This is a genomic window from Streptosporangium sp. OZ121 (genome assembly GCF_051918885.1).
Lineage (GTDB): Bacteria > Actinomycetota > Actinomycetes > Streptosporangiales > Streptosporangiaceae > Streptosporangium.
The window spans coordinates 40,301-64,212 of sequence record NZ_JBPXMC010000012.1; the positions used below are offsets into that span (position 1 = coordinate 40,301).

Here is a 23,912-nt window from a genome sequence, read left to right on the forward strand (position 1 = left end):
CGACGCGACCCCGGGGCCGCGGGGGGCACTTCCACCACGGGAGTGCCCCCCGCGGCCCCGCCGCCTGTGGCGGGGCGGAAGGCCACGGAAGGGCACGGCAGGGCACGGCCGGGCCGGGTCGCGATACGGGCGGGGTCGCCGAAGGGGCCGTACGGGACGGAGCGGGCGGTAGCCCTCAGGAACCGGCGCCGCTGACCCGGTAGACGTCGTAGACGCCCTGGATGTTGCGGACGGCCTTCAGGACGTGGCCCAGGTGCTTGGGATCGCCCATCTCGAAGGTGAACTTGCTGATCGCCACCCTGTCCCTGGACGTCGTCACCGACGCCGACAGGATGTTGACGTGCTGGTCGGAGAGGGTGCGGGTCACGTCGGAGAGCAGCCGGGGCCGGTCGAGCGCCTCGACCTGCAGCGCGACCAGGAACACCGAGTCGTCGGCGGCGGACCAGGCGACCTCGACCAGGCGGTCGGGCTCGGACTGGAGCTGGTCCATGTTGGGACAGTTGGTGCGGTGCACCGACACGCCGTGCCCGCGGGTGACGAAGCCCACGATCTCGTCGCCGGGCACGGGGGTGCAACATCGCGACAGGCGTACCCAGACGTCGGAGTCGCCCGCGACGACCACTCCCGCGCCGCCGCTGCCGCGGGGGCGCCCGCGCAGCTTGGTCGGCACGGAGGTCTCGGCGATGTCGTCCTCGGCGCCCTCGACTCCCCCGATGGACGTCACGAGCTTCTGCACGACCGTCTGCGCGGCCACGTGGCCCTCACCGACGGCCGCGTAGAGCGCGGAGACGTCCGGGTAGCGCAGGTCCCTGGCGAGGGCCAGGAGGGACTCTCCGGACATCAGGCGCTGCAGCGGCAGGCCCTGCTTGCGCATGGCGCGGCCGATCGCCTCCTTGCCCGCCTCGATCGCGGTCTCGCGGCGCTCCTTGGAGAACCACTGCCGGATCTTGTTGCGGGCCCGGCCGGACTTGACGAACTTCAGCCAGTCGCGCGAGGGGCCCGCGTCGGGCGACTTGGAGGTGAAGATCTCCACCGTGTCGCCGTTGCCCAGGCGCGACTCCAGGGGCACCAGGCGGCCGTTGACCCTGGCCCCGATGCAGCGGTGGCCCACCTCGGTGTGCACGGCGTAGGCGAAGTCGACGGGCGTCGCGTTCTCCGGCAGGGCGATGACCTGGCCCCTGGGGGTGAAGACGTAGACCTCGGAGACCGACAGGTCGAACCTGAGCGACTCCAGGAACTCGCCCGGGTCGGCGGTCTCCTTCTGCCAGTCGAGGAGCTGGCGCAGCCACGCCATGTCGCTGGCGGGCTTCAGCTTCGTCCCGGGAGGACCGGAGACGGTCATGTCCTCCTTGTACTTCCAGTGCGCCGCCACGCCGTACTCGGCCCTGTGGTGCATGCCGTGGGTGCGGATCTGCAGCTCCACCGGCTTGCCCTCGGGGCCGATGACCGTGGTGTGCAGCGACTGGTACATGTTGAACTTGGGCATCGCGATGTAGTCCTTGAACCGGCCGGGGACCGGGTTCCATCGCGCGTGGATCGTGCCGAGCGCCGCGTAGCAGTCGCGGACCGAGTCGACCAGCACCCGGATGCCGACCAGGTCGTAGATGTCGTCGAAGGCGACGTCCCTGGCGATCATCTTCTGGTAGACGGAGTAGTAGTGCTTGGGGCGGCCCTTGACGGCCGCGCGGATCTTGGCGTCGCGCAGGTCTCCGGAGACCTTCTCGATGACCTCCTGCAGGAACAGGTCCCTGCGCGGGGCCCGCTCCGACACCATCCGGGCGATCTCGTCGTACCGCTTGGGATAGAGCATGGCGAACGCGAGGTCCTCCAGCTCCCACTTGATGGTGTTCATGCCCAGCCGGTGGGCGAGCGGCGCGAAGATCTCCAGCGTCTCCCGCGACTTCTGGTGCCGCTTGTGCTCGGGCAGGTAGCGCATGGTGCGCATGTTGTGCAGCCGGTCGGCGAGCTTGATCACCAGCACCCGGATGTCGCGGGACATCGCGACGACCATCTTGCGCACGGTCTCGGCCTCGGCCGCGGCGCCGAACTTGACCTTGTCGAGCTTGGTGACGCCGTCGACCAGCAGCGCGATGTTGTCGCCGAAGTCCGAGCGCAGCTCGTCGAGACCGTAGGCGGTGTCCTCGACGGTGTCGTGCAGCAGCGCCGCGCACAGCGTCTCGTCGTCGGTGCCGAGCTCGGCCAGGATCGTGGCCACCGCCAGCGGGTGGGTGATGTACGGGTCGCCGCTCTTACGCTTCTGGTCGCGGTGGTGGTAGGCGGCCACGTCGTAGGAGCGCTCGATGAGCCGCAGGTCCGCCTTCGGGTGGGTCGCGCGGACCGTCCGGAACAGCGGCTCCAGGACCGGATTCATGCCGCCACCCCACTGCCCCCCAAAACGTGCGAGCCTTCGCCTTACCGCCGGCTTCTCCTCGGCGGCTCCGGACATGGCGGAACCGGCATCGCCTGCTGGGACGGCCGTCTCGGGACCGCCACCGCCGGCGGTCGCGTCGGGGACGACCACATCACGGGGCACTCAGACTCCTTACGTTCGAGTCCAGATCCCTCAGTGTATCCAGACGGGGTTGTGTGCATTTGTCCGCGGGGTCGATCAGACGACGACGAGGGGGTGCAACTCCACGTCGGTCAGGCGCTCGCGGCCCTTGAGGAAGGCCAGCTCCATGAGCACGGCGATCGCGACGACGTCGGCGCCCGCCCTGCGGACCAGCTCCACCGCCGCGCGCGCCGTGCCTCCGGTGGCGAGCACGTCATCGACGATGAGGACGCGCTCCCCGGGGGTGAAGGCGTCCCGGTGAACCTCGATGGTGGCGGAGCCGTACTCCAGATCGTAGGACGCCTCAAGCGTCTCAGAGGGCAGTTTGCCTTTCTTCCGTACCGGGACGAAGCCCGCGCCCGCCCGGATGGCGACCGGGGCGGCCAGGATGAACCCCCGCGCCTCGATTCCGACGATCTTGTCCACCTCGTACAGCCCGGCCAGTTCCTCGGTCACCGCGGTGAACACCACCGGGTCGGCGAGCAGGGGGGTGATGTCCTTGAACAGCACTCCGGGCTGCGGGTAGTCGGGCACGTCGCGGATGCGGTCGAGGATCAGGCTGCTCAGCTCGGTCATGGTCGGCGCTCCTGTGGAGATCTCGGGGTGGGGAAACACCGGGGGGCCGGTGGTGCCGGGGGCGGTGGAGAAGGCGGGGAGGTACGGGAAAAGCGCGGGGAAACCGGGGAACCGGGGAACCGGTGGCGCCGGAGAGGGCGGGAAGGTACGGGAGACACCGGGAAACGGTGGCGCGGGGAAGGCTGCGACAGGTAAGGAAAACGCCTCCGCTCCCGGTGCGGGGAGCGGAGGCGCGGACGTGCTCGTGCTTACTTCTTCCTCCGCTTGTCACCGGCCGGAGAGGTCCGGCCGGCGACCGTGGCGGCACCGTTGGAGGCCCCGGCCCCGTTGGAGGCTCCGGCGGTGACCGGCTGGCGCACCGTCTTGACCCCGGAACCGCCTCCGTGCGCGGCGAGCCTCTTGGCGATCTCGGTGTAGAGCGTCTCGCGCTCCTTCAGCGTGACCAGCAGCGGCGTCGCGACGCACAGCGAGGAGTAGGTGCCGACGATCATGCCGACGAACAGCGACAGCGACAGGTCCTTCAGCGTTCCCGCGCCGAACAGCGTGGTGCCGATGAAGAGGATCGCCGCGACCGGCAGGATCGCCACCAGGGTGGTGTTCAGCGACCGGATCAGCGTGTGGTTCAGCGCGTTGTTGGCGGCCTCGGTGTAGGTGATCTTGGAGGTCCTGCCGATCTTGGCGGTGACCTCCTTGATCATGTCGAAGACGACGACGGCGTCGTACAGCGAGTATCCGAGGATCGTCAGGAAGCCCAGCAGGGTCGCCGGGGTGACCTCGAAGCCGGACCAGGCGTAGACGCCGGCGGTGATGACCAGGTCGTGCAGCAGCGCCACGACGGCGGCCAGCGCCATCTTCCACTCGAAGGCCATCGTCAGGTACAGGATGATCGCCAGCATGAAGACGATCAGTCCGATGACGGCCTTGTTGGCCACCTGGCCACCCCACGAGGCACCGATCACCTGCAGGTTCACCTGGTCCACCGGCAGCTTGAACGCGGTGGAGACGGCCTTCTGCATCTTGGTGACCTGGTCGGCCGGGAGGCTCTCCGTGGTGACCCGCCAGCCGTTCTGGGTCGTCTGCGCGATGACCTGGTGCGCGCCGGCGTCGGTGAACGTGGCGCGCACCTGCTCGATGTTGGCGGTCGGCGCCTTGAAGGAGAAGACCGACCCGCCCTTGAACTCCACGCCCAGGTTGAGCCCGTTGAAGACCAGACCGGCGATGGAGATCACCAGCAGGATTGCGGAAAGGGTGTACCAGAGCTTCTTGCGGCCGACGAAGTCGACGTCGACCTCGCCCCGGTACAGCCGGCGCGCGATGCCGGACATCAGGCCTCCTGCGGAACGGTCTTGGGAGCGACGGGAGCCTCACTCATGCGCTCGGCGTCGAGCCCGGAGAGCTTGTGCCCCTTGGCGAAGAACTTCAGCTTGGCCAGCATCGCGACGAACGGCTTGGTGAACATGAACACCACGGCGATGTCGATGAGCGTGGTCAGGCCCATGGCGAAGGCGAACCCGGCCACACCGCCGACCGCCAGGAAGTAGAGCACCACGGCGGCGATGAACATGACGGCGTCGGCGATGAGGATCGTCCGCCGGGCGCGGACCCAGGCGACCTCGATGGCCGTGCGCAGCGAGCGCCGGCCCTCCTTCATCTCGTCGCGGATCCGTTCGAAGTAGACGATGAACGAGTCCGCGGTGATACCGATCGAGACGATCAGTCCGATGATGTGCGGCAGCGAGAGGCGGAAGCCCGCGAACGTGCCGAGCAGCACGACGGACTGGTAGGTCACGACCGTGGCCACCAGGAGGCTCAGCACCGACACGATGCCCAGACCCCGGTAGTAGAGCATCGAGTAGACCACGACCAGCAGGAGGCCGATCGCGCCGGCGATGAGACCGCCGCGCAGCTGGTCGGCGCCCAGCGTGGAGGAGACCTCCTCGATGGAGCTCTTCTCGAACTTCAGCGGCAGCGCGCCGTACTTGAGCTGGTTGGCCAGCTCGTCGGCCGTCACCTGGGTGAAGCTGCCGGAGATCTGCGCCCGGCCGCCGTTGATGGGTTCCTGGATGACGGGTGCGGAGATGACCACGCCGTCGAGGACCATGGCGACCTGGTTGCGGGGAGCCTGCGAGTTGAAGGCGGTGGTGGTGACCTTCGACCACTGGTCGGGGCCCTGGCCCTTGAAGGCGAGCTGGACGAGCCACTCACCGGTGGTCTGGTCGACGCCGGAGGACGCGCTGTCGATCGAGGTGCCGGTCACCGCCGCCTTGTCCAGCACGAACTTGGTGCTGCCGTCCTGGCTGCAGCCGACGTACTGCTTGTCCGGCGCGTCCTGGGCGCCCACCCCCGCGTCCTTGGCGCAGTCGAGCGTCTCGAACCGCTTGAGCGCCGCGGGGTCGATACCGGTGGTGTCGACGCCCGCCATGGGGTCGTCGGGCGACGTCGGCGGGGTCGTCGGCGGTGCGCTGGCGTCCGGGGCCGCGCTCTTGTCCGGCTTGGCCGACTTGTCACCCTTGTCGCCGCTCGGCTCGGCGGAGGGCGCGGGGGTGGCGCCGGGGCTCGGGTTGGTCAGCGCCGACGACAGGGCGCGGCCGGCCGGGGAGGCTCCCGTGTCGGGCGCGGCGGTCGCGCCGGGCTTCGGAGTCCCCGACTCGGCGGGCTTGGACTCCTTGTCGCCCTTGCGCCCGGAGGCGGTGGGCGAGGGAGTCGGCGTCGGCGCCTGGGTGGAGAGCTGGCCCGGGGGCGGAGGCGACCCGGCCCCGATCGCCAGCACTTGGCGGAACCTCAGCTCCGCGGTGGTGCCGACCAGCTTGACGACTTCCTCCTGGCCGGCTCCGGGAACGGAGATGACGATGTTGTCACCGGATTTGGCGACCTCGGCGTCGGAGATGCCGCTGCCGTTCACCCGCTCGCGGATGATGTTCACGGCGAGGTCGAGGCTCTCCTGCGAGGGAGCGCTCCCGTTCGGCGTGACGGGCTGCAGCGTCACGGTCGTGCCGCCGGCGAGGTCGAGGCCATACTCCGGCGTGTACGCCTTGTTGAGGAGCATCGCCCCGCCCATGGCGAGAATGATCGCCAGAAGCACCAGGAGCATGCGCCCCGGTCTGCTCTGGCCGCTGGTCGGTCGGGCCACTGGTCGTCAGTTCTTTCGGTTATAGGGGGTTGGAGGTGAGGCTACTCACGGCTTCTTGCTCGTCGTGTCGTGGTCTGCACCCTGCTGTTCCGCCGTCTCCACGACACCGTGGTCGACAGCCTTGACATTCTCCTCCTCCGCGTCGTCAACGGGAACCAGGACACGGCCGATGGCCGCCTTGACCCAGCGGGTCTCCACGCCGGGGGCGATCTCCAGGATCACGTCGTCGGCGTCGATGGCCACCACGGTCGCGAAAAGACCCGTCGTGGTCATGACACCGGTGCCCGGCGTGAGACTGTTCTGCATCTTGACCTGCTCCTGCTGCCGCTTGCGCTGCGGCCGGATGAGCAGGAAGTAGAACACCACGACCATGAGAGCGATCATGATCAGGCTCGAATAGTTGCCGCCCACAGGGCCGCTCCCTCTCTTGAGATTGACCGGCGGAAGCCGGACGTCACATACGGCCACGCCGCTCAGCACGTCAGCCTACACAGCCAGCCAAGGCTCGGAGTTTAGGCGAGCTGTTAAGAGCGCGGCAACGAAGTCACGTTTTGGCGCGCAGGGAAGTTCCCATTTCGATACAGTTGTCATCGATCTGTGATCAATCCTGTACGACTTCCCTACCGACTCCCAACGTTAGACGGCCCCGGGATCATCCTCAAGATCGATGAGAAACGAGGCGCCGAAGGCGTCCGGCGGGGGCACCAATCCCAGATGGGTCCAGGCCGCCGCGGTCGCCACCCGGCCACGGGGGGTGCGGGCCAGCAGTCCCTGCCGCACCAGGAACGGCTCGGCGACCACCTCAACCGTCTCCGGCTCCTCCCCCACCGCGACCGCCAGTGTCGACAGCCCCACCGGCCCGCCGCCGAACTTGCGCAGCAGCGCCCCGAGCACCGCCCGGTCGAGCCGGTCGAGCCCCTCGGCGTCGACCTCGTAGAGGTTGAGCGCGGCGGAGGCGACATCCCTGGTGACGACGCCCTCGGCGCGCACCTCGGCGAAGTCGCGGACCCGGCGCAGCAGCCGGTTGGCGATGCGGGGGGTGCCCCGGGAGCGGCCGGCGATCTCGCGGGCGGCGTCGCCGGGGAGCGTGACGCCCAGCAGGCGCGAGGAGCGGTGCAGCACCTCCTCCAGCTCGGCGACCCCGTAGAAGTCCATGTGCGCGACGAAACCGAAGCGGTCGCGCAGCGGCGCGGGAAGCATGCCGGCCCGGGTGGTGGCGCCGACCAGGGTGAACGGGGCGATCTCCAGCGGGATCGCGGTCGCCCCAGGACCCTTGCCCACCACGATGTCGACGCGGAAGTCCTCCATCGCGAGATAGAGCATCTCCTCGGCGGGCCTGGACATCCGGTGGATCTCGTCGATGAACAGGACCTCGCCCTCGGAGAGGGTCGACAGGATCGCCGCGAGGTCGCCGGCCCGCTCCAGCGCGGGCCCCGAGGTGATCCGGAGGGGCACGGAGAGCTCGGTCGCGATGATCATGGAGAGAGTCGTCTTGCCCAGCCCGGGTCCGCCGCTCATCAGCACGTGGTCCGGCGGCCGGTTGCGCCGCAGCGCGCTCTGCAGCACCAGCGACAGCTGCTCGCGCACCCGCGGCTGGCCGATGAACTCCTCCAGCCGCTTGGGCCGCAGCGCCGCCTCGATGTATCTCTCGTCGCCCTCGGCGTCCGGCGACACCAGATCACGGTCGGAACTCACGCCGCCCCTCCCCTGCTCGCCGCGCGGCGGAACCGCCGGAGCCCCTCATGGCACCGCGCGGCGGCCCCGCCCACCGTCTCCCGGCACACGTCTCGTACGGCGCGCCCGTCCCTCATCGCACGCTCAGCGCGCGGAGCGCGGCCTTGAGCAGGGCCGCCACCTGCGGGGTGCGGCCCTCGGCCAGCTCGGCGTCGGCCTGCGGCTCGACGGTGGCGACCGCCTCGTCGGCGTCTCGCCCCGAGTAGCCCAGGCCGACCAGCCCGGAGTGGACCTGGGCGCGCCAGGCGGGCGCGGCGGCACGGCCGTCGAGCGCGGCGCTGACGGCCTCCTCCGGCGTGCCGAGCTTGTTCTTGAGGTCGACGATGATCCGCTGGGCGCCCTTCGGGCCCACCCCGGGGACCCTGGTCAGCGCCTTGACGTCGGCGGAGGCCACCGCCACCCGGAGCGCGTTGGGAGTGTGCACGGCCAGCATCGCCAGGGCGACCTTGGGGCCGACCCCGCTCGCCGTCTGCAGCATCTCGAAGATGGCGCGCTCGTCGTCGGTGACGAAGCCGAACAGGGTGAGCGACTCCTCGCGGACCACCAGCGAGGTGGCGAGCCTGGCCTCCTCGCCCGTCCTGAGCGTCGCCAGCGTGCCCGGCGTGCAGTGCACGAGGACCCCCACCCCGCCGACCTCGACGACCGCCCCGTCGGCGGCGATCGCGGTCACCTGTCCTCGCACCGAGGCGATCACTTAGCGGTTCCTCTCGGGTGTCCGGCCCTGCCACGGCCTCGGAAGTAGGCGGCGGGGGTGGTGGTGGCGCTCGCCGCCTTCGCGGCGGCCTCGGCCAGCCTGCTCTGGGCCCCGCCCCGCCACACGTGGCAGATCGCGAGGGCGAGCGCGTCGGCGGCGTCGGCGGGCTTGGGCATGGCGTCCAGCCGCAGCAGGCGGGTCACCATCGTGCCGACCTGCTGCTTGTCGGCCGTGCCGCTGCCGGTGATGGCGGCCTTGACCTCGGACGGCGTGTGCAGCGCGACCGGCAGGCCCCTGCGGGACGCGCACAGGATCGCCACGGCGGAGGCCTGCGCGGTGCCCATCACGGTCCTGAGGTTGTGCTGGGCGAAGACCCGCTCCACGGCCACCGCGTCGGGCCGGACCTCGTCGAGCCACCGCTCGATGCCCGCCTCGATCGCCACCAGCCGGGCGCCGATCTCGTCGTCGGCGGGGGTGCGGACGACCCCGACCTTGACCAGGCTCAGCGGCGCGCCGGGCCGCCCCTCGACGGCGCCGAGCCCGCATCGGGTAAGCCCGGGATCGACCCCCATCACCCGCAACTCGGGCAACCGCACCGACACGCCTCCGCTCGCCGAACACCTGTTCGGTGGCAGACTCTACCGCGTGGGAGCGGCCCGCGCACGGCTCTTCCCCGGCCCGCCGGAGGGGCCGCGAGCGGGTCCCGGGCTCACAGGTGCTGGGCGGCGGGTTCTGCTTCCTCGTCCTCGTCGCTCTTCTTGTCGCGCAGCCGGTCCAGGCGGTTCATCACCGGCGAGGCCGAGATCCCGTGGATGGCCAGGGAGGCCAGCACGGTGAAGGCGACAACGGCCCAGAGCTCCTCGGCGGGCACGCCGAAGTCGGCCTGGCCGAGGGCGTAGGCGAGGTAGAACAGCGAGCCGATGCCGCGGATGCCGAAGAACGCCGTCGCGACGCGCTCGCGCGGTCCCGCCCTGCCGCCCAGCTCGGCGAGCCAGCCGGTCAGCGGCCGGATGACCAGCAGCAGCAGGAGTCCGACCGCGGCGCCCCGCCAGGTGAGCGCGGACAGGCCGCCCATCGCGACGAAACCGCCGAGCAGCATGATCAGCCAGGCGGTGAACAGCCGCTCGAGCTGCTCGATGAAGCCGTGCAGCACCCCGTTGTAGCCGTGGCTGCGCTCGGCCGCCCTGATGGTGCAGGCGGTCACGAACACCGCGATGAAGCCGTAGCCGTGCACCAGCTCGGTGAGGCCGTAGGCCAGGAACGTCGCGGCCAGCGCCACGAAGCCGTCGCGGTGCTCGGCCAGCCGCAGGTCGGACTTCTGGGCGCGGAAGAAGAGCCGTCCCAGCCCCTTGCCGATCAGCAGGCCGCACACCACGCCCGCGGCGCACCGGTAGAGCAGGTCCACCAGCGTCCACTCGGCGACCCAGCCGACACCCCCGCTGACGGCCAGCGCGATCGCGGCGTACACCAGGGGGAAGGCCAGGCCGTCGTTGAGGCCCGCCTCGGAGGTGAGGGTGAAGCGGACCTCGTCGTCGGCCTTCTCCGAGTCGACGGGCTCGCCGACCTGCACGTCGGAGGCGAGCACCGGGTCGGTCGGCGCGAGCACCGCGCCCAGCAGCAGCGCCGCGGCGAGGGGCCAGCCGAGCAGGCCGTACGCCGCGGCGGCCACGGCGAGGACGGTCAGCGGGAGCGTCCACCCCAGCAGGCGCCAGGTCGAGGACCAGTCGCGCCGCCCGAAGGGCCGGTTGATGGCCAGCCCCGCGCCCATGAGCGAGATCAGCACGCAGATCTCGGTGGCGTGCTCGACCAGCGCCCGGTGAGCCACCGGATCGGGATCGGGCAGCTCCAGGGGCAGCAGGTAGAGGAGGAGGCCGCCCAGCAGGCAGGCGAGCGGGAGCGAGAAGGGACGGCGGTTGAGGAGCCGCGGCAGCGTGGCCGCGAGCAGCGCGGCGACGCCCGCCACGGCAAAGATCAGGTCAGGATTGCCCATTGTCCGCGTGATATGCCCTTGACCACGCGGACAAACCTCGCAGACAACACGAGATCACACCGAATGGCCCGGGTTACGCGTCGAGCTTCTCCATGACCTCGTCGGAGACGTCGAAGTTGGCCCAGACGTTCTGCACGTCGTCGCTGTCCTCGAGGGCGTCGATCAGCCTGAAGACCTTGCGGGCGCCGTCCTCGTCCAGCGGGACGTTCATCGTCGGCATGAAACCGGACTCGGCCGAGTCGTAGTCGATCCCGGCCTCCTGCAGGGCCTTGCGGACCGGCACGAGGTCGGTGGCCTCGGAGACGACCTCGAACTGGTCGCCCAGGTCGTTGACCTCCTCGGCGCCCGCGTCGAGGACCGCGACCAGCACGTCGTCCTCGGCCAGCTCACCCTTGGGGACGAGCACGACGCCCTTGCGGTTGAACATGTAGGACACCGAGCCGGGGTCGGCCAGCGAGCCGCCGTTGCGGGTCAGCGCGACGCGGACCTCGGAGGCGGCGCGGTTGCGGTTGTCGGTGAGGCACTCGATCAGCACCGCCACGCCGCCGGGGGCGTAACCCTCGTACATGATGGTCTGCCAGTCGGCGCCGCCGGCCTCCAGGCCGCCGCCGCGCTTACGGGCACGCTCGATGTTGTCGATCGGGACCGAGCTCTTGCGCGCCTTGGTGATGGCGTCGTACAGCGTCGGGTTGCCGTCCGGATCGGGTCCGCCGGTCCGGGCCGCGACCTCGATGTTCTTGATGAGCTTGGCGAACAGCTTGCCGCGCTTGGAGTCGAGCGCGGCCTTCTTGTGCTTCGTCGTCGCCCATTTGGAGTGGCCGGACATCGCCTAGAGCTCCCTCACCATCTCAGCGAAATATGAATGCACACCGACATCCCCGGTAAGTTCCGGGTGGAAGGACGTGGCGAGCAGCGGTCCTTGGCGGACCGCGACGATCCTATCCCCAGGTTCGGCCAGCGCCAGCACTTCGACCCCCGAACCCACGGATTCCACCCAGGGCGCGCGGATGAAGACGGCCCGCATGCCGCCGCGGCCGGCGAAGTCGACGTCGGCCTCGAAGGAGTCGACCTGGCGGCCGAAGGCGTTGCGGCGGACGACCATGTCGATGCCGCCGATCGTCTGCTGACCTTCGATCCCGCCCTCGATCCGGTCGGCCAGCATGATCATTCCGGCGCAGGAGCCGTAGGCGGGCATGCCCGCCTTGATCCGCATCCGGAGCGGTTCGAGCAGGTCGAAGGTCTCGGCGAGCTTCCACATCGTGGTGGACTCGCCGCCGGGGATGACGAGACCGTCGACCGCCTCCAGCTCACGGGGACGCCGTACGGTGACCGCTCTGGCGCCCACCGCCTCCAGGGAGCGCACGTGCTCGCGCACGTCTCCTTGCAGCGCGAAGACGCCGATCGTGGGGACGATGGTCACCGGTGGTCCTTCCCGTCCGGGTGAGATGCCCCTTCAGCGTATGGCCACCCCTCGTACCGGCCCAAACCGGTTTGCGCTCCGGCCCGGCACGGGAGTCCGGGGCCGCCGCGCCCCCCTCCTCCGGCCGGGGAAGCCGCGGTTCCCCGGCCGGAACGCGTCACGGGTGCCCCGCCGAACGTGCGGCGGGGCACCCGTGACCATGGGTGTCAGGTGATCTCCGGCGATCGCGACGAGGTCAGGGACGCTTGGTCTCCAGGTCCACGGTCTCCTGGATCCAGTCGATCCCGGGGGTCCTGGCGGCCGAGGGGTCGACCGGGCGCAGGTAGGTCCGCTGCACGCCGGGGACCCGGTCCTCGATCACGAAGGTCGCCTTGGTGTGCGCCGCCGAGCCCGGCTGCGTCACCTGCGGCAGCACCTTGAAGTCGGCGGTGAGCCGGTCGCGCTCGATCCGGGTCATCACGTAGCCGCGCTGGTTGTTGTAGAACTTCAGGTGCGGGTTGATCGTCAGGTACGGGTGGGTCGCCGGGTCGGAGTCGAGGCCGTCGCCGCCCGTGGTGATGGACGAGGCGACCAGCTCGGAGCCGACCGTGCGGGTGGTGGGGTCGTCGTAGTCGAGCTTGAGGTCGCTCGCCCAGTGGGCGTGCACGTCGCCGGTGAGCACCACCGGGTTGCGCACCTCGGCGTCCACCCAGCCCTGGGTGATGCGCTGCCGCGAGGCGACGTAGCCGTCCCAGGCGTCCTGGCTGGTGATCTTGGCGGGTCCGGCGTTGTTGTCGCGCTGGGCGAAGAAGACCTGCTGGCCGATGACGTCCCAGCGCGCCTCCGAGCGCCGCATGCCGTCCAGCAGCCAGCGCTCCTGCTCCTCGCCGGTGATCGAGCGGGCGGGGTCGACCGCCGCCGGGCAGTCCTTGTAGCCGTCGCCGCAGCCCTGGTCGCTGCGGTACTGGCGGGTGTCGAGCATGTGGAAGGTGGCCATCCTCCCCCACCGGACGCGCCGGTAGAGCTGCATGTCGACGCCCCGGGGGATGGAGGCGCGCCGCAGCGGCATGTTCTCGTAGTACGCCCTGAAGGCCGCCTCGCGCCGGGCGAGGAAGTTCGGCTGGGGCACCTCGGGCTTCTCGGGCACCTCGTCGGCCCAGTTGTTGTCCAGCTCGTGGTCGTCCCAGACGACCAGCCAGGGGGCGGCGGCGTGCGCGGCCTGCAGGTCGGGGTCGGTCTTGTACTGGGCGTGCCGCTGGCGGTAGTTCGCCAGGCTCTCGGTCTCCGGCCCCTCGTGGTGGCGGATGTTGCCGCCGGGGATGGTGTAGGTGTCGCGCCGGTACTCGTACTGGTAGTCGCCCAGGTGCAGGATCAGGTCGGGCCGCTCCTCCGCCAGGCGCCGGTAGGCGGTGAAGTAGCCGTGCTCGTACTGGGCGCAGGAGACGAAGGCCATCGCCAGGGCCGAGCCGTGGGAGAGGGCGTGCGGGGCCGTCCTGGCCCTGCCGATCGGCGAGACGTACGGGCCGACCTTGAAGCGGTACCAGTAGTCCCTGTCGGAGGGCAGCCCGTTCAGCTCGACGTGCACGCTGTGGCCCCACTCGGGAGCGGCCGTGGTCACGCCCCGGCGCAGCGGGCGGCGGGCCCTCTCGTCGCCGTAGACGTGCCACTCGACGGCGAAGGGCCGGGCGGGCATGCCGCCCAGGCCGTCCTCGGCGAGCGGCTGGGGCGCCAGGCGGGTCCAGATCACGAAGCCGCCGGAGTCGGGGTCCCCGCAGGCGACGCCGAGCGTGAACGGGTCCGAGCGCAGGCCGCGGGAGGCCAGGGACGCCAGAGAGTCAGCGCCCTCCTGGGCGGGTCCGGGATCGGCGTGCGCGGCGGCGGGGATGCCCGCCGCCGCGCCGGCCGCGATACCGGTGACGAGAAAGGACCGGCGGGTGAACTTCGACAAGGGAAACCTCCCGGGTGATCGGGCTCGAACGCCCGTCAGCCTCGCGGAGCACCATGACTGAGGAGTTAACTCCCTCTGTCAGGAAAAAGACGATCTCCATGACGGAGATCGCCTTTTCCCGGTTCTCCGGAGTTCCCAGGGGTCCCCTGGCGTCCCCGTCCGCTCTACCAGCCGCGCTCGGCGAGCCGGTGCGGGGCCGGGATGTCGTCGACGTTGATGCCGACCATGGCCTCGCCCAGACCGCGGGAGACCTTCGCGATGACGTCGGGGTCATCGTAGAAGGTGGTGGCCTTGACGATCGCGGAGGCGCGCTCGGCGGGGTTGCCGGACTTGAAGATGCCCGAGCCGACGAACACGCCCTCGGCGCCGAGCTGCATCATCATCGCCGCGTCGGCCGGGGTGGCGATACCGCCGGCGGTGAACAGCACGACCGGCAGCTTGCCGGTCCTGGCGACCTCGGCGACCAGCTCGTACGGCGCCTGGAGCTCCTTGGCCGCGACGTAGAGCTCGTCCTCGGGCAGCGAGCCCAGGCGCTTGATCTCGCCCCTGATCTTGCGCATGTGGGTGGTGGCGTTGGAGACGTCGCCGGTGCCGGCCTCGCCCTTGGAGCGGATCATCGCCGCGCCCTCGGTGAGGCGGCGCAGCGCCTCGCCCAGGTTGGTCGCGCCGCAGACGAAGGGCACCGTGAACTGCCACTTGTCGATGTGGTTGGCGTAGTCGGCCGGGGTGAGCACCTCGGACTCGTCGATGTAGTCGACGCCGAGCGACTGGAGCACCTGGGCCTCGACGAAGTGGCCGATGCGGGCCTTGGCCATGACCGGGATCGAGACGGCGGCGATGATGCCGTCGATCATGTCGGGGTCGCTCATCCGGGAGACGCCGCCCTGGGCGCGGATGTCGGCGGGCACCCGCTCGAGCGCCATGACGGCGACGGCGCCGGCGTCTTCGGCGATCTTGGCCTGCTCGGCGTTGACGACGTCCATGATGACGCCGCCCTTGAGCATCTCTGCCATGCCGCGCTTGACCCGGGCGGTTCCGGTGACGGTGGTCTCGCTGACTTCGGGCGTGCTGCTGGACACGGTCTCTACCTCACGACGGCTGGCTGCGGATCACGGGCCGCCCGCGGGGGCGGCCACTACGCTTCCATCGTAGGCGCTGGCGGCCCGCCCCCTTACATGACGTCTTGTCGCTGTCGGGGGATCTTCTTGGACAGGATGTAGGGCTCGCGCGTCAGGGAATGACGGGTTTGGCGGAGGCGAGCACCACCCAGACCTGTCCCGGGGCGAAGTTCATCGCCTGGCCCGCCTCCGTGGTGAAGACGGTGCCGTCCTTCTCCTTGGGCCGCGACCAGCGGGCCTTGAACGCCTGGCCGTCGCGGAGCACGATCGCCCTGCCCTTGCCGGTGCTGTGCACCAGCGGGGTGTAGCTCTGGTTCTTGTCGTGGAACTGCGAGCGCTCCGTCTTGGTGTACTGCACGACGATCGTGGGCGCGCCGAGCTGGCCGCCCTCGGCCGCCATGTCCTTCTTGCCGTCCTGCCAGATCAGCCACTTGCCCGCGGCCTCCGACCAGCGGAAGGTGAAGCTCGCCGCCGGGTACTTGACGCTGTACGTCTTGCGCGGCACGCCGCCCTCGGGCGCGTCGCCGAAGGTGAACCCGATGTCCTTGGCCCTGCTCGCCTTGGGCGCCCCGGCCAGCAGCCGCTTGGTGTTGGCGAACAGGTTGTAGGGGGCGAAGCGTCCCGGCTGGCGGAAGTACGCGCCCGGCTGCCTGCTGTCGGAGACGTCGAAGAGCGGCGCCTCGGCGATGAAGGGGAGCATCTTGGTCTGCGCGCCCGAGTAGGCGAAGGCGGGCCTGCCGAACTGCGGGACGATGTGCAGGTCGGAGATGCGGGCACTGCGGACCGGGCCGACCTTGGCCGGGATCTTCGAGGAGAAGATCGCCATCAGGCGGGTCAGGCCCGCCTCGACCTGCTCGACGTAGACGACGTCGGCGCTCTTCAGGCCGAGCTGCGGCTTGCCCGCCGAGGTGTTCTCGATCTTCACCGCGAGCACCGCCCTGCGGGCCGCGCCGGGCAGGCCGGTGAAGGGGTGCGTCGGCTCGGGCGTGGGCGTCGGGGCCGTGCTGGGCTCGCCGGCCGCGCCCGCGGGGCTGCCCGGGGCCGGATCGTCGGAGGAGCAGGCGGCGGCGGGCGCCAGGACCGCGACTCCCGCCAGCGTGACGGCGATCATCCGGGACACCCGCACGGCTCATCTCCTCAAGTCGGCCACTCGGTCGCGTGGCCACCCAGTCATGAATCGCCAAGAGCTTACCGGTGTCCGACTTGTCAGATACTCCGGTTCATACACGCCTTAATCATCGTTATTCAGCGGCCAGTGCCTTCGGGGGCGCGTCGTCGATCTCGAAGAAGGCCGGATACTCGGTGTGCCCGGCCAGCCGCAGCGTGCGGGCCAGCCAGCGGCGCTGCGCCGTCCGGGTGACGCCCACCGCGTTGTTGTAGAACCTGCGGGAGTAGAGGACCTTGGCCACGGCCGCGTCCAGCTCCTCCAGCAGGTCGGCCCCCGCGGGGGTGTCGGCCAGCCGGTCGCGGAAGCGCTCCTGGTCGACGACGGCGCGCAGGGCGCGCGACAGGTCGCTCTCGGCGTGCTCGCGCTCCTCGGGACCCGCGGTACGGGCCTCGTGGGCGGCCGCGGCCAGTACCAGGCTCGTCGCCGGGTCCAGCAGCCGGGAGGCCGCCAGCTCCAGGCTGACCGCGGTCCGCCGCACCAGGGCGGCGTCCAGGGACTCGCGGGCCAGCTCCAGCCGGATGTGCATCCGGTCGAGCCGCCCGGCCCGCCAGGAGATGTAGACGCCGAGGAGCACGACGATCGCGCCCACCACCAGGATCAGCGTGGTCGTCACAGCGTGTCGCCCCTCACGGCCGTGCCCTCCCCGGCCCTCCCGGTCCCGGCGACGGCCCCCGCCGCGTCCGGCACCGTGCTCGCCGCGGAGCCCGTCGCAGAGTCCGCGAGGGAGTCCTCCTCGACCCCGGCCGTGCTCGCCACGGTCTCGTAGACCCGCAGGACGTCGCGGGCGACCGTCGACCAGTCGTACTTGCGCACGGCGAGGCGGGCCTTCTCCGACAGTGCGGCCCGGCGCCCGGGGTCGTCGAGCAGCGCGGCGGCCTCGCGGGCGAGCGACCTGGCGTCGCCCGTCTCGAACAGGGCCCCCGCCCGGCCGTCGTCGAGCACCTTGCGGAAGGCCGGGATGTCGCTCGCCAGGACCGCCGCGCCGGCCGACATCGCCTCGGTCAGCACGATGCCGAAGCTCTCACCGCCCAGGTTGGGCGCGCAGAAGACGTCGACCGTGTGGTAGGCGCGTACCTTGTCCTCCTCGCTGACCATGCCGAGCAGGCCGATCCGGTCGTGGAAGGCGGGCGGGACCCGCTCCAGCACCTCGTCGGCGTCACCGGGCCCGGCCAGGAGCAGGCGCAGCGCGGGCCGCTCGGCGGCCAGCAGGGCGAACGCCTCCAGCAGCACCGGCAGGCCCTTGCGCGGCTCGTCCATCCTGCCGAGGAAGCCGATCACCTCGCCCTCGTCCCAGCCGGGCAGCGGCTCGCCCTCTGCGTAGCGGCTCACCGTCACCCCGTTGGGGATGAGCACGGCGTCACCGCCCATGAACTCGACCAGGGTCTTCCTGGCGGCGTCGGACACGGCGATCCTGCCGCCGATCTTCTCCAGCGCGCTCATGATCACCGGCACCCCGACCGAGAAGGAGCGGGAGTTGCCGTACGAGGCGTGGAAGGTGGCCACGATCGGCCCCCTGGCCACCCAGCAGGCGAGCAGCCCCAGCGAGGGGATGGCCGGCTCGTGCACGTGCAGCACGTCGAAGCGGCCCTCGCGCACCCAGCGGCGCACCCGGTTCGCCGACAGGAACCCGAACGACATCCTGGCCACCGACCCGTTGAACGGCACCGGGACGGCGCGGCCCGCCGACGTCACGTACGGGGGCAGCTCGGCGCCCTCCGCGGCCGGGGAGATCACCGAGACGTGGTGGCCGTCGGCCATGAGCGCCTCGGCCAGGTCCTGGATGTGCACCTGGACGCCGCCCGGCACGTCCCACGTGTAGGGGCAGACGATGCCGATCCTCATGGCCTGCTCTCCCGGGGCTCCCGGGGCTCCAGGTCCTCGAGCCAGAGGCGCTGGAGCATGTGCCAGTCCTCGGGGTGCTCGGCGATGCCCTTCTCGAAGACGGTGGCGAGGCTCTGCATGACGACGGCCACCTTCTCCTTCCTGGTGCCCTCGGCCGGGATCGCGATCTCCTCGTGGAACTGCAGCCCCCAGCCGTCCGGCTCGAAGTAGGGGATCGCCGGGATGAGGGCGGCCCCGGTGTGCACGGCCAGCAGGCCCGGCCCGGCGGGCATCCGGGTGGCCGAGCCGAAGAACTGCACCTCGACCCCGTTCGCGGTCAGGTCGCGCTCGGCGGGAAGGGCGACCGGCAGGCCCGCGCGCAGGCGCTGCGCCAGGGTGCCGAAGGTGTGGCCGTCACCGCCGGTGAGCGGCAGCACCTCCATGCCGAGCCCCTCGCGGAAGGCGGTGTAGCGGTGGAACAGCGACTCGGGCTTGAGCCGCTCGGCGACCGTGGTGAACGGGTGGCCCGTACCGGCGAACCAGGCGCCCGCCTGGTCCCAGTTGCCCATGTGCGGCAGGGCCATGACGACGCCACGCCCCCTGGCGAGGTTGTCGTAGACGGGCTCGGCCCCGACCACCCGCATGCGGGAGACGATCTCCTCGATGGGGATCGAGGGCAGCCGGAACACCTCGTGGAAGTAGCGGAAGTAGGAGCGCATGCCGTCGCGGCTGAGCGCCCGGATCGCCGGGTCGCCGGGCGAGGTGCCCTTGACCCTGGCGAGGTTGGCCTCCAGCCTGAGCACCGACTTGCCGCGGCGCCTCCACAGCCGGTCGGCGGCGGCGCGGAAGGCCCAGGCGGTGAGCCTCTCGGGCAGGCGGGGCACGACCGTCCAACCGGCGCCGAACGCCGCGGCGACGAGACGATCCTGGGGGGAGGGCTTGTCGGTCATCGATCTTTCCGATCAGCGGAGGGTCCGTGGCGGGTGGGAAACGGCCTGCCGGCGCACGTGCAGCAGGCGCTGGCCGACCGTGACCGCGCTGGCGGCGGCGAGCAGCCAGAGCCCCGCGGCCAGGATGTACGGCACGCCGAGGCCGCCGAGACCGGCGGAGACCAGGCCGACGACCAGGCGTTCCGGCCGCTCGGCGAGGCCGACGTCGCACGTCATGCCCAGCGCCTCGGCCCTGGCCTTGACGTACGAGACCACCGCCCCCGCGACGAGGCAGAACAGGGCGACCCCCGCAAGCACCCGCTGCCCGCTCAGGACGAACCAGAACACCAGCCCGGAGAAGATGCCCGCGTCGCCCACCCGGTCGAGGGTGGAGTCGAGGAAGGCGCCCCAGGTGCTTCCCGGACCCGTCATCCTGGCCATCACCCCGTCGAGGAGGTCGGCCAGCACGAAGAAGGTGATCACCAACGTGCCCACGAACAACTGGCCCCGCGGGTAGAAGAACAGGGCCGCGGCGACGGTGCCGAGCGTGCCGGCGGCGGTGACCGCGTTGGGGCTGATCCCGCGGCGGGTCAGTGCCCTGCCCAGCGGGGTCAAGAGCCTGGTGACGGCGGGGCGCAGAAGTTTCAGCATGGCGCTCCGATCGTAGGCCACCGGGCCTGCGAGCGCGCATCGGCGACGGGGGCGGCGAGCCACGGGAGAACGGCGTTCGCGAGGGCGGCGCGGAGCCGCCGGGACGGCCTGGACGGTTAGCGATCAGGTCCGCCTATCGCAAGAGGATCGCCACATCCCTCTTGTGATATTCGCCACATGGGTATTTGGTGAACAGACCGAGTCCGCGCGGTGCGCGAGCTCGGCAGCGGACCCCGGGGGTGTGGCCCCACCAGGCCGCGCCCCTTCGGCAACGACGCGGGAGGCGATGTGGCGGAAAGAGCGACCGGCGGAACAGCGGGAGCCGCGGGGAGGGCACCCGCGGCCGACCAGCCGGGCATGATACGAAACGTCGTGCTGGTCGGCCATTCCGGTGCCGGGAAGACAACACTTGTGGAGGCGCTGCTGGCCGCGACACGGACCGTCCAGCGGCCCGGCAGGGTCGAGGACGGCACGACCGTCAGCGACTTCGACGAGGTCGAGGTGCGCCAGCAACGCTCGGTGAACCTGACCGTGGCCCCCGTGGTCCACAACGACATCAAGATCAATCTGCTGGACACCCCCGGTTACGCCGACTTCGTCGGCGACCTGCGCGCCGGGCTGCGCGGGGCCGACGCGGCACTGTTCGTCGTCTCGGCCGTCGAGGGCGTGGACGGCCTGACCAGGATGCTCTGGGACGAGTGCGCGGCGGTCGGGATGCCCCGCGCGGTCGTGATCACCAAGATCGACCATCAGCGGGCGAACTTCGAGGACGCCCTCGCCGCCTGCCAGGACGCCTTCGGCGACGGCGTCTCGCCGCTGTACCTGCCGGTGGTGACCAACGGCAAGGTGAACGGCCTGATCGGCCTGCTGAGCCAGAAGTTCTACAACTACGCGACCGGCACCCGGAGCGAGAACTCCCCCGGCCCCGCCTACGCCGACCAGATCGAGGTCTACCGGGGCGCCCTGATCGAGGGCGTCATCCAGGAGAGCGAGGACGAGTCCCTGATGGACCGTTACCTCTCCGGCGAGGAGATCGACACCAAGGCCCTGATCGAGGACCTGGAGAAGGCCGTCGCGCGCGGCGGCTTCTACCCGGTGCTGGCCACGGGGACCGGCGTGGGGGCGCTGGAGGTCCTGGAGCTCGTCACCCAGGGGTTCCCCTCCCCGCCCGAGCACCCCATGCCGGAGATCATGTCGATCGACGGCCGGCCCGTCTCCGGCATCACCTGCGACCCCGACGGGCCACTGGTCGCCGAGGTCATCAAGACCACCAGCGACCCGTACGTGGGCAGGATCAGCCTGGTACGGGTCTTCTCCGGCACGTTGCGCCCGGACATGACGGTGCACGTCTCGGGGCACGGCCTGTCCGACCGCGGGCACGAGGACCACGACGTGGACGAGCGCATCGGCGCGCTCTCCTCGCCGCTGGGCAAGCACCAGCGGACGACCGCCAAGTGCGTGGCCGGGGACATCGCGGCGGTGGCCAAGCTGTCGCGCGCGGAGACCGGCGACACCCTGTCGGACCGGGAGAACCCGCTGCTGATGACGGCCTGGACCATGCCGGAGCCGCTGCTGCCCGTGGCGATCCAGCCCAGGTCCAAGGCCGACGACGACAAGCTGGGCCAGGCGCTGCAGCGGCTGGTCGCCGAGGACCCGACGCTCCGGCTGGAGAACAACCCCGAGACCCGCCAGCTCGTGCTGTGGTGCATGGGCGAGGCCCACACCGACGTGCTGCTCGACCGGCTGAGCAGGCGGCACGGCGTGGAGGTGGAGAAGACCGAGCTGCGGGTGCCGCTCAGGGAGACCTTCGGCGGCAGCTGCCAGGCCCTGGGCCGCAACGTCAAGCAGACCGGCGGCCACGGCCAGTTCGCCGTCTGCCACCTGGAGGTCGAGCCCCTGCCGTCCGGCGGCGGCTTCGAGTTCGTGGACAAGATCGTCGGTGGCGTGGTGCCGCGCCAGTTCATCCCCTCGGTGGAGAAGGGGGTGCGCACCCAGATGCAGCGCGGGGTGCTCGCCGGGTATCCCATGGTGGACGTGCGGGTGACGCTGTACGACGGCAAGGCCCACTCGGTCGACTCCTCCGACATGGCGTTCCAGATCGCCGGGGCGCTCGCGCTGAAGGAGGCCGCGGCCAAGGTGCCCACGCTGCTGCTCGAACCGGTCGACGAGGTGTCCATCCTGGTCTCCGACGACCACGTCGGCGCGGTGATGTCCGACCTTTCCTCGCGCCGGGGCCGCGTGCTCGGCACGGAGCCGGTGGGCGTGGGGCGCACCCTGGTCAGGGCCGAGGTGCCCGAGCTGGAGATCACGCGATACTCGATCGATCTGAGATCCATGTCACACGGGACCGGGACGTTCCGGCGGGCCTTCCTGCGCTACGAGCCGCTTCCTTCGCATCTGATGGACAAAGTCACCGGCTGACGGGGCGGTGAGACGTGCGCCGGACGGAGCCCCGCCCCCCGCGGAGCGCGCACCGCCCGGCGCACGTCTCCCAGCATGCACACATGTAACAGAGCCATCACGAAAGGATTTCGTTTTTCCGGTCAGAGCACACCGGCGCTGGTGCCACACTGGGGAACCATGCGATACGGACGCCCTCTCCTGGCCGCTGCCGCGCTCGCCGTCCTGACCACGGGAGCCGCCTACACCTTCGGCCCCGACGCCGCGCCCGCCCGGCCGAAGGCCGCGAAGAGCTCGGCGGTCTCGGCCGAGACGGTCGACTCGACGACGGGCGCGACGACCGCCGCCTCCGCGTCGGCCCGGTGCGAGGTGGACGCGAGGTATCCCAAGCGGCAGCTGCGCGGGGTGTGGATCGCCACCGTCAAGAACATCGACTGGCCCTCGCGGACCGGCCTGTCCCCGGCCCGCCAGCGAGCCGAGTACGTCAAGATCCTCGACAACGCGGTCAAGCGGCGGTTCAACGCGGTGTTCGTCCAGGTCCGCCCCGCGTCCGACGCGCTGTACAAGTCGGACCTGGAGCCGTGGTCGCAGTATCTGACCGGTACGGCGGGCAAGGACCCCGGCTGGGACCCGCTGCCCTTCCTCGTCGCCGAGGCCCACCGGCGCGGCCTGGAGTTCCACGCGTGGTTCAACCCCTACCGCGCGTCCGCCGACGGCGACCTGTCCAAGCTGCCCGCCGGGCACCCCGCCCGGCTGCACCCCGAGTGGATCGTGAAATACGGGGATCTGGCCTACTACAACCCCGGCCTTCCCGCGGTCCGCGACTACGTCACCAAGGTCGTCAAGGACGTGGTGACCCGCTACGACGTCGACGGGGTCCACTTCGACGACTACTTCTACCCCTACCCCGTCGCGGGCGCGAAGTTCGCCGACGGCGCCGCCTTCGCCAAGTACGGCAAGGGCACCAAGCTCGCCGACTGGCGCCGCGCCAACGTCAACAAGCTGATCGCGCAGGTCGACAAGACCGTGCACGAGGTCAGGAACAGCGTGAAGTTCGGCGTCAGCCCGTTCGGGATCTGGCGCAACAAGTCCGAGGACCCCACCGGCTCGGCCACCGGCGGCATGTCCGCGTACGACTCCATCTACGCCGACGCCCGCCACTGGATCAAGAAGGGCACGGTCGACTACGTCATCCCCCAGCTGTACTGGCCGCGCGGGTTCAAGATCGCCGACTACGACGTGCTGATGCCCTGGTGGGCGAACGAGGTCAAGGGCACCGGGGTGCAGCTCTACATCGGCCAGGGCCTGTACCGGGTCGGCGCCACCGACACCGCCGCCTGGACCAGGCCCGGTGAGATGTCCTCCCACCTCACGCGCAACCGCAAGTACGGGCAGGTCTCCGGCGACGTCTACTTCAGCGCCAAGCAGCTCTCCACCAACCCGCTGGGCGCGCTCGACCGCGTCGTGAAGGACCACTACGGCCGCCCGGCGCTGCTGCCGCTGATGAGGGACCGGGGCGGCCAGGCCCCGGCCAAGCCCGCCGACGTGCGGCTCCAGGGCACCTCGCTGAGCTGGAAGAGCTCCCCGGACGCCCGCTCGTACGCGGTCTACCGGATCGCCTCGGGCAAGCCGGGAGAGTGCGCCACCGCCGACGCCCGCAACCTGGTCGCGATCGTGCCCGCGGCGGCCGGCGACCGCCAGGCCTTCACCGCGGCGGGCGGCGGCACCTACCTGGTCACCGCCCTCGACCGCCTGCAGAACGAGAGCGCGCCCGCCGGGACCTGAGCCCCGCCCGGGGCTCCC

General features: G+C 70.8%; 20 protein-coding genes. 2 read left to right on the plus strand and 18 right to left on the minus strand.

Annotation, left to right across the window (positions count from 1 at the left end):
* Positions 1-175: 175 nt before the first annotated feature.
* From ACTOQ1_RS22045 to pgsA, 18 genes are all read right to left on the minus strand, one after another.
* Positions 176-2,371 carry a RelA/SpoT family protein gene (locus ACTOQ1_RS22045; protein ID WP_362675580.1) on the minus strand — a complete coding sequence of 732 codons (2,196 nt, stop codon included), beginning with the start codon at positions 2,369-2,371 and terminating at the stop codon, positions 176-178.
* A 237-nt stretch (positions 2,372-2,608) separates the two neighbouring features.
* Entirely contained in the window at positions 2,609-3,127 is a 519-nt protein-coding gene (locus ACTOQ1_RS22050) for an adenine phosphoribosyltransferase (RefSeq protein WP_440069842.1), read from the minus strand.
* A 248-nt stretch (positions 3,128-3,375) separates the two neighbouring features.
* On the minus strand, positions 3,376-4,452 hold the full coding sequence (gene secF / locus ACTOQ1_RS22055; protein WP_440069844.1) for a protein translocase subunit SecF: 1,077 nt from the start codon (positions 4,450-4,452) through the stop codon (positions 3,376-3,378).
* Entirely contained in the window at positions 4,452-6,218 is a 1,767-nt protein-coding gene (secD, locus tag ACTOQ1_RS22060) for a protein translocase subunit SecD (protein WP_440069845.1), read from the minus strand. The genes secF and secD overlap by 1 nt, the downstream gene beginning before the upstream one ends.
* A gap of 84 nt (positions 6,219-6,302) precedes the next feature.
* Positions 6,303-6,668 carry a preprotein translocase subunit YajC gene (gene yajC / locus ACTOQ1_RS22065; protein ID WP_362846673.1) on the minus strand — a complete coding sequence of 122 codons (366 nt, stop codon included), beginning with the start codon at positions 6,666-6,668 and terminating at the stop codon, positions 6,303-6,305.
* A 225-nt stretch (positions 6,669-6,893) separates the two neighbouring features.
* Positions 6,894-7,952, minus strand: coding sequence for a Holliday junction branch migration DNA helicase RuvB (ruvB, locus tag ACTOQ1_RS22070; RefSeq protein WP_440069847.1), 1,059 nt, complete (start codon positions 7,950-7,952; stop codon positions 6,894-6,896).
* Between the two features lie 112 nt (positions 7,953-8,064).
* On the minus strand, positions 8,065-8,685 hold the full coding sequence (gene ruvA, locus ACTOQ1_RS22075; RefSeq protein ID WP_440069849.1) for a Holliday junction branch migration protein RuvA: 621 nt from the start codon (positions 8,683-8,685) through the stop codon (positions 8,065-8,067).
* Positions 8,682-9,266 (minus strand): crossover junction endodeoxyribonuclease RuvC, encoded by a 585-nt coding sequence (gene ruvC, locus ACTOQ1_RS22080; RefSeq protein WP_362677873.1) that lies wholly within the window; start codon positions 9,264-9,266, stop codon positions 8,682-8,684. Before ruvC ends, ruvA begins: the two co-directional genes overlap by 4 nt.
* Positions 9,267-9,394: 128 nt before the next feature.
* Positions 9,395-10,675 (minus strand): cation:proton antiporter, encoded by a 1,281-nt coding sequence (locus ACTOQ1_RS22085; protein WP_440069851.1) that lies wholly within the window; start codon positions 10,673-10,675, stop codon positions 9,395-9,397.
* 73 nt (positions 10,676-10,748) lie between these two features.
* Entirely contained in the window at positions 10,749-11,501 is a 753-nt protein-coding gene (locus ACTOQ1_RS22090) for a YebC/PmpR family DNA-binding transcriptional regulator (protein ID WP_362675604.1), read from the minus strand.
* 3 nt (positions 11,502-11,504) lie between these two features.
* The gene (pdxT, locus tag ACTOQ1_RS22095) at positions 11,505-12,095 is read right to left on the minus strand and encodes a pyridoxal 5'-phosphate synthase glutaminase subunit PdxT (RefSeq protein ID WP_440069853.1); all 591 of its coding nucleotides are present in this window, start codon (positions 12,093-12,095) and stop codon (positions 11,505-11,507) included.
* A gap of 235 nt (positions 12,096-12,330) precedes the next feature.
* Positions 12,331-14,022: an alkaline phosphatase D family protein gene (locus tag ACTOQ1_RS22100; RefSeq protein WP_440069855.1), complete on the minus strand. Its 1,692-nt coding sequence runs from the start codon at positions 14,020-14,022 to the stop codon at positions 12,331-12,333.
* A 164-nt stretch (positions 14,023-14,186) separates the two neighbouring features.
* Positions 14,187-15,101, minus strand: coding sequence for a pyridoxal 5'-phosphate synthase lyase subunit PdxS (gene pdxS / locus ACTOQ1_RS22105; protein WP_344749964.1), 915 nt, complete (start codon positions 15,099-15,101; stop codon positions 14,187-14,189).
* A gap of 151 nt (positions 15,102-15,252) precedes the next feature.
* The gene (locus tag ACTOQ1_RS22110) at positions 15,253-16,266 is read right to left on the minus strand and encodes a DUF3048 domain-containing protein (RefSeq protein WP_440069856.1); all 1,014 of its coding nucleotides are present in this window, start codon (positions 16,264-16,266) and stop codon (positions 15,253-15,255) included.
* A gap of 115 nt (positions 16,267-16,381) precedes the next feature.
* The gene (locus tag ACTOQ1_RS22115) at positions 16,382-16,921 is read right to left on the minus strand and encodes a hypothetical protein (protein WP_440069858.1); all 540 of its coding nucleotides are present in this window, start codon (positions 16,919-16,921) and stop codon (positions 16,382-16,384) included.
* Complete coding sequence (locus tag ACTOQ1_RS22120) at positions 16,918-18,150, minus strand: glycosyltransferase family 4 protein (RefSeq protein ID WP_440069860.1); 1,233 nt, start codon at positions 18,148-18,150, stop codon at positions 16,918-16,920. Before ACTOQ1_RS22120 ends, ACTOQ1_RS22115 begins: the two co-directional genes overlap by 4 nt.
* Positions 18,147-19,079 (minus strand): phosphatidylinositol mannoside acyltransferase, encoded by a 933-nt coding sequence (locus ACTOQ1_RS22125; RefSeq protein WP_440069862.1) that lies wholly within the window; start codon positions 19,077-19,079, stop codon positions 18,147-18,149. The genes ACTOQ1_RS22120 and ACTOQ1_RS22125 overlap by 4 nt, the downstream gene beginning before the upstream one ends.
* A 12-nt stretch (positions 19,080-19,091) precedes the next feature.
* Positions 19,092-19,709 (minus strand): phosphatidylinositol phosphate synthase, encoded by a 618-nt coding sequence (gene pgsA, locus ACTOQ1_RS22130; RefSeq protein ID WP_440069863.1) that lies wholly within the window; start codon positions 19,707-19,709, stop codon positions 19,092-19,094.
* A 288-nt stretch (positions 19,710-19,997) separates the two neighbouring features.
* Between pgsA and ACTOQ1_RS22135 the strand changes: the two genes are divergently transcribed.
* Complete coding sequence (locus ACTOQ1_RS22135) at positions 19,998-22,130, plus strand: elongation factor G-like protein EF-G2 (protein WP_440069865.1); 2,133 nt, start codon at positions 19,998-20,000, stop codon at positions 22,128-22,130.
* Between the two features lie 159 nt (positions 22,131-22,289).
* Positions 22,290-23,894: a glycoside hydrolase family 10 protein gene (locus ACTOQ1_RS22140; protein ID WP_440069867.1), complete on the plus strand. Its 1,605-nt coding sequence runs from the start codon at positions 22,290-22,292 to the stop codon at positions 23,892-23,894.
* The last annotated feature ends 18 nt before the right edge of the window (positions 23,895-23,912 follow it).

Coding starts and splice junctions, on each gene's coding strand:
- pgsA (WP_440069863.1), bottom strand. CDS start 19,709: ATGCTGAAACTTCTGCGCCCCGCCGTCACCAGGCTCTTGACCCCGCTG.
- ACTOQ1_RS22120 (WP_440069860.1), bottom strand. CDS start 18,150: ATGAGGATCGGCATCGTCTGCCCCTACACGTGGGACGTGCCGGGCGGC.
- ACTOQ1_RS22125 (WP_440069862.1), bottom strand. CDS start 19,079: ATGACCGACAAGCCCTCCCCCCAGGATCGTCTCGTCGCCGCGGCGTTC.
- ACTOQ1_RS22140 (WP_440069867.1), top strand. CDS start 22,290: ATGCGATACGGACGCCCTCTCCTGGCCGCTGCCGCGCTCGCCGTCCTG.
- ACTOQ1_RS22085 (WP_440069851.1), bottom strand. CDS start 10,675: ATGGGCAATCCTGACCTGATCTTTGCCGTGGCGGGCGTCGCCGCGCTG.
- ACTOQ1_RS22090 (WP_362675604.1), bottom strand. CDS start 11,501: ATGTCCGGCCACTCCAAATGGGCGACGACGAAGCACAAGAAGGCCGCG.
- secD (WP_440069845.1), bottom strand. CDS start 6,218: ATGCTCCTGGTGCTTCTGGCGATCATTCTCGCCATGGGCGGGGCGATG.
- secF (WP_440069844.1), bottom strand. CDS start 4,452: ATGTCCGGCATCGCGCGCCGGCTGTACCGGGGCGAGGTCGACGTCGAC.
- ACTOQ1_RS22050 (WP_440069842.1), bottom strand. CDS start 3,127: ATGACCGAGCTGAGCAGCCTGATCCTCGACCGCATCCGCGACGTGCCC.
- ACTOQ1_RS22045 (WP_362675580.1), bottom strand. CDS start 2,371: ATGAATCCGGTCCTGGAGCCGCTGTTCCGGACGGTCCGCGCGACCCAC.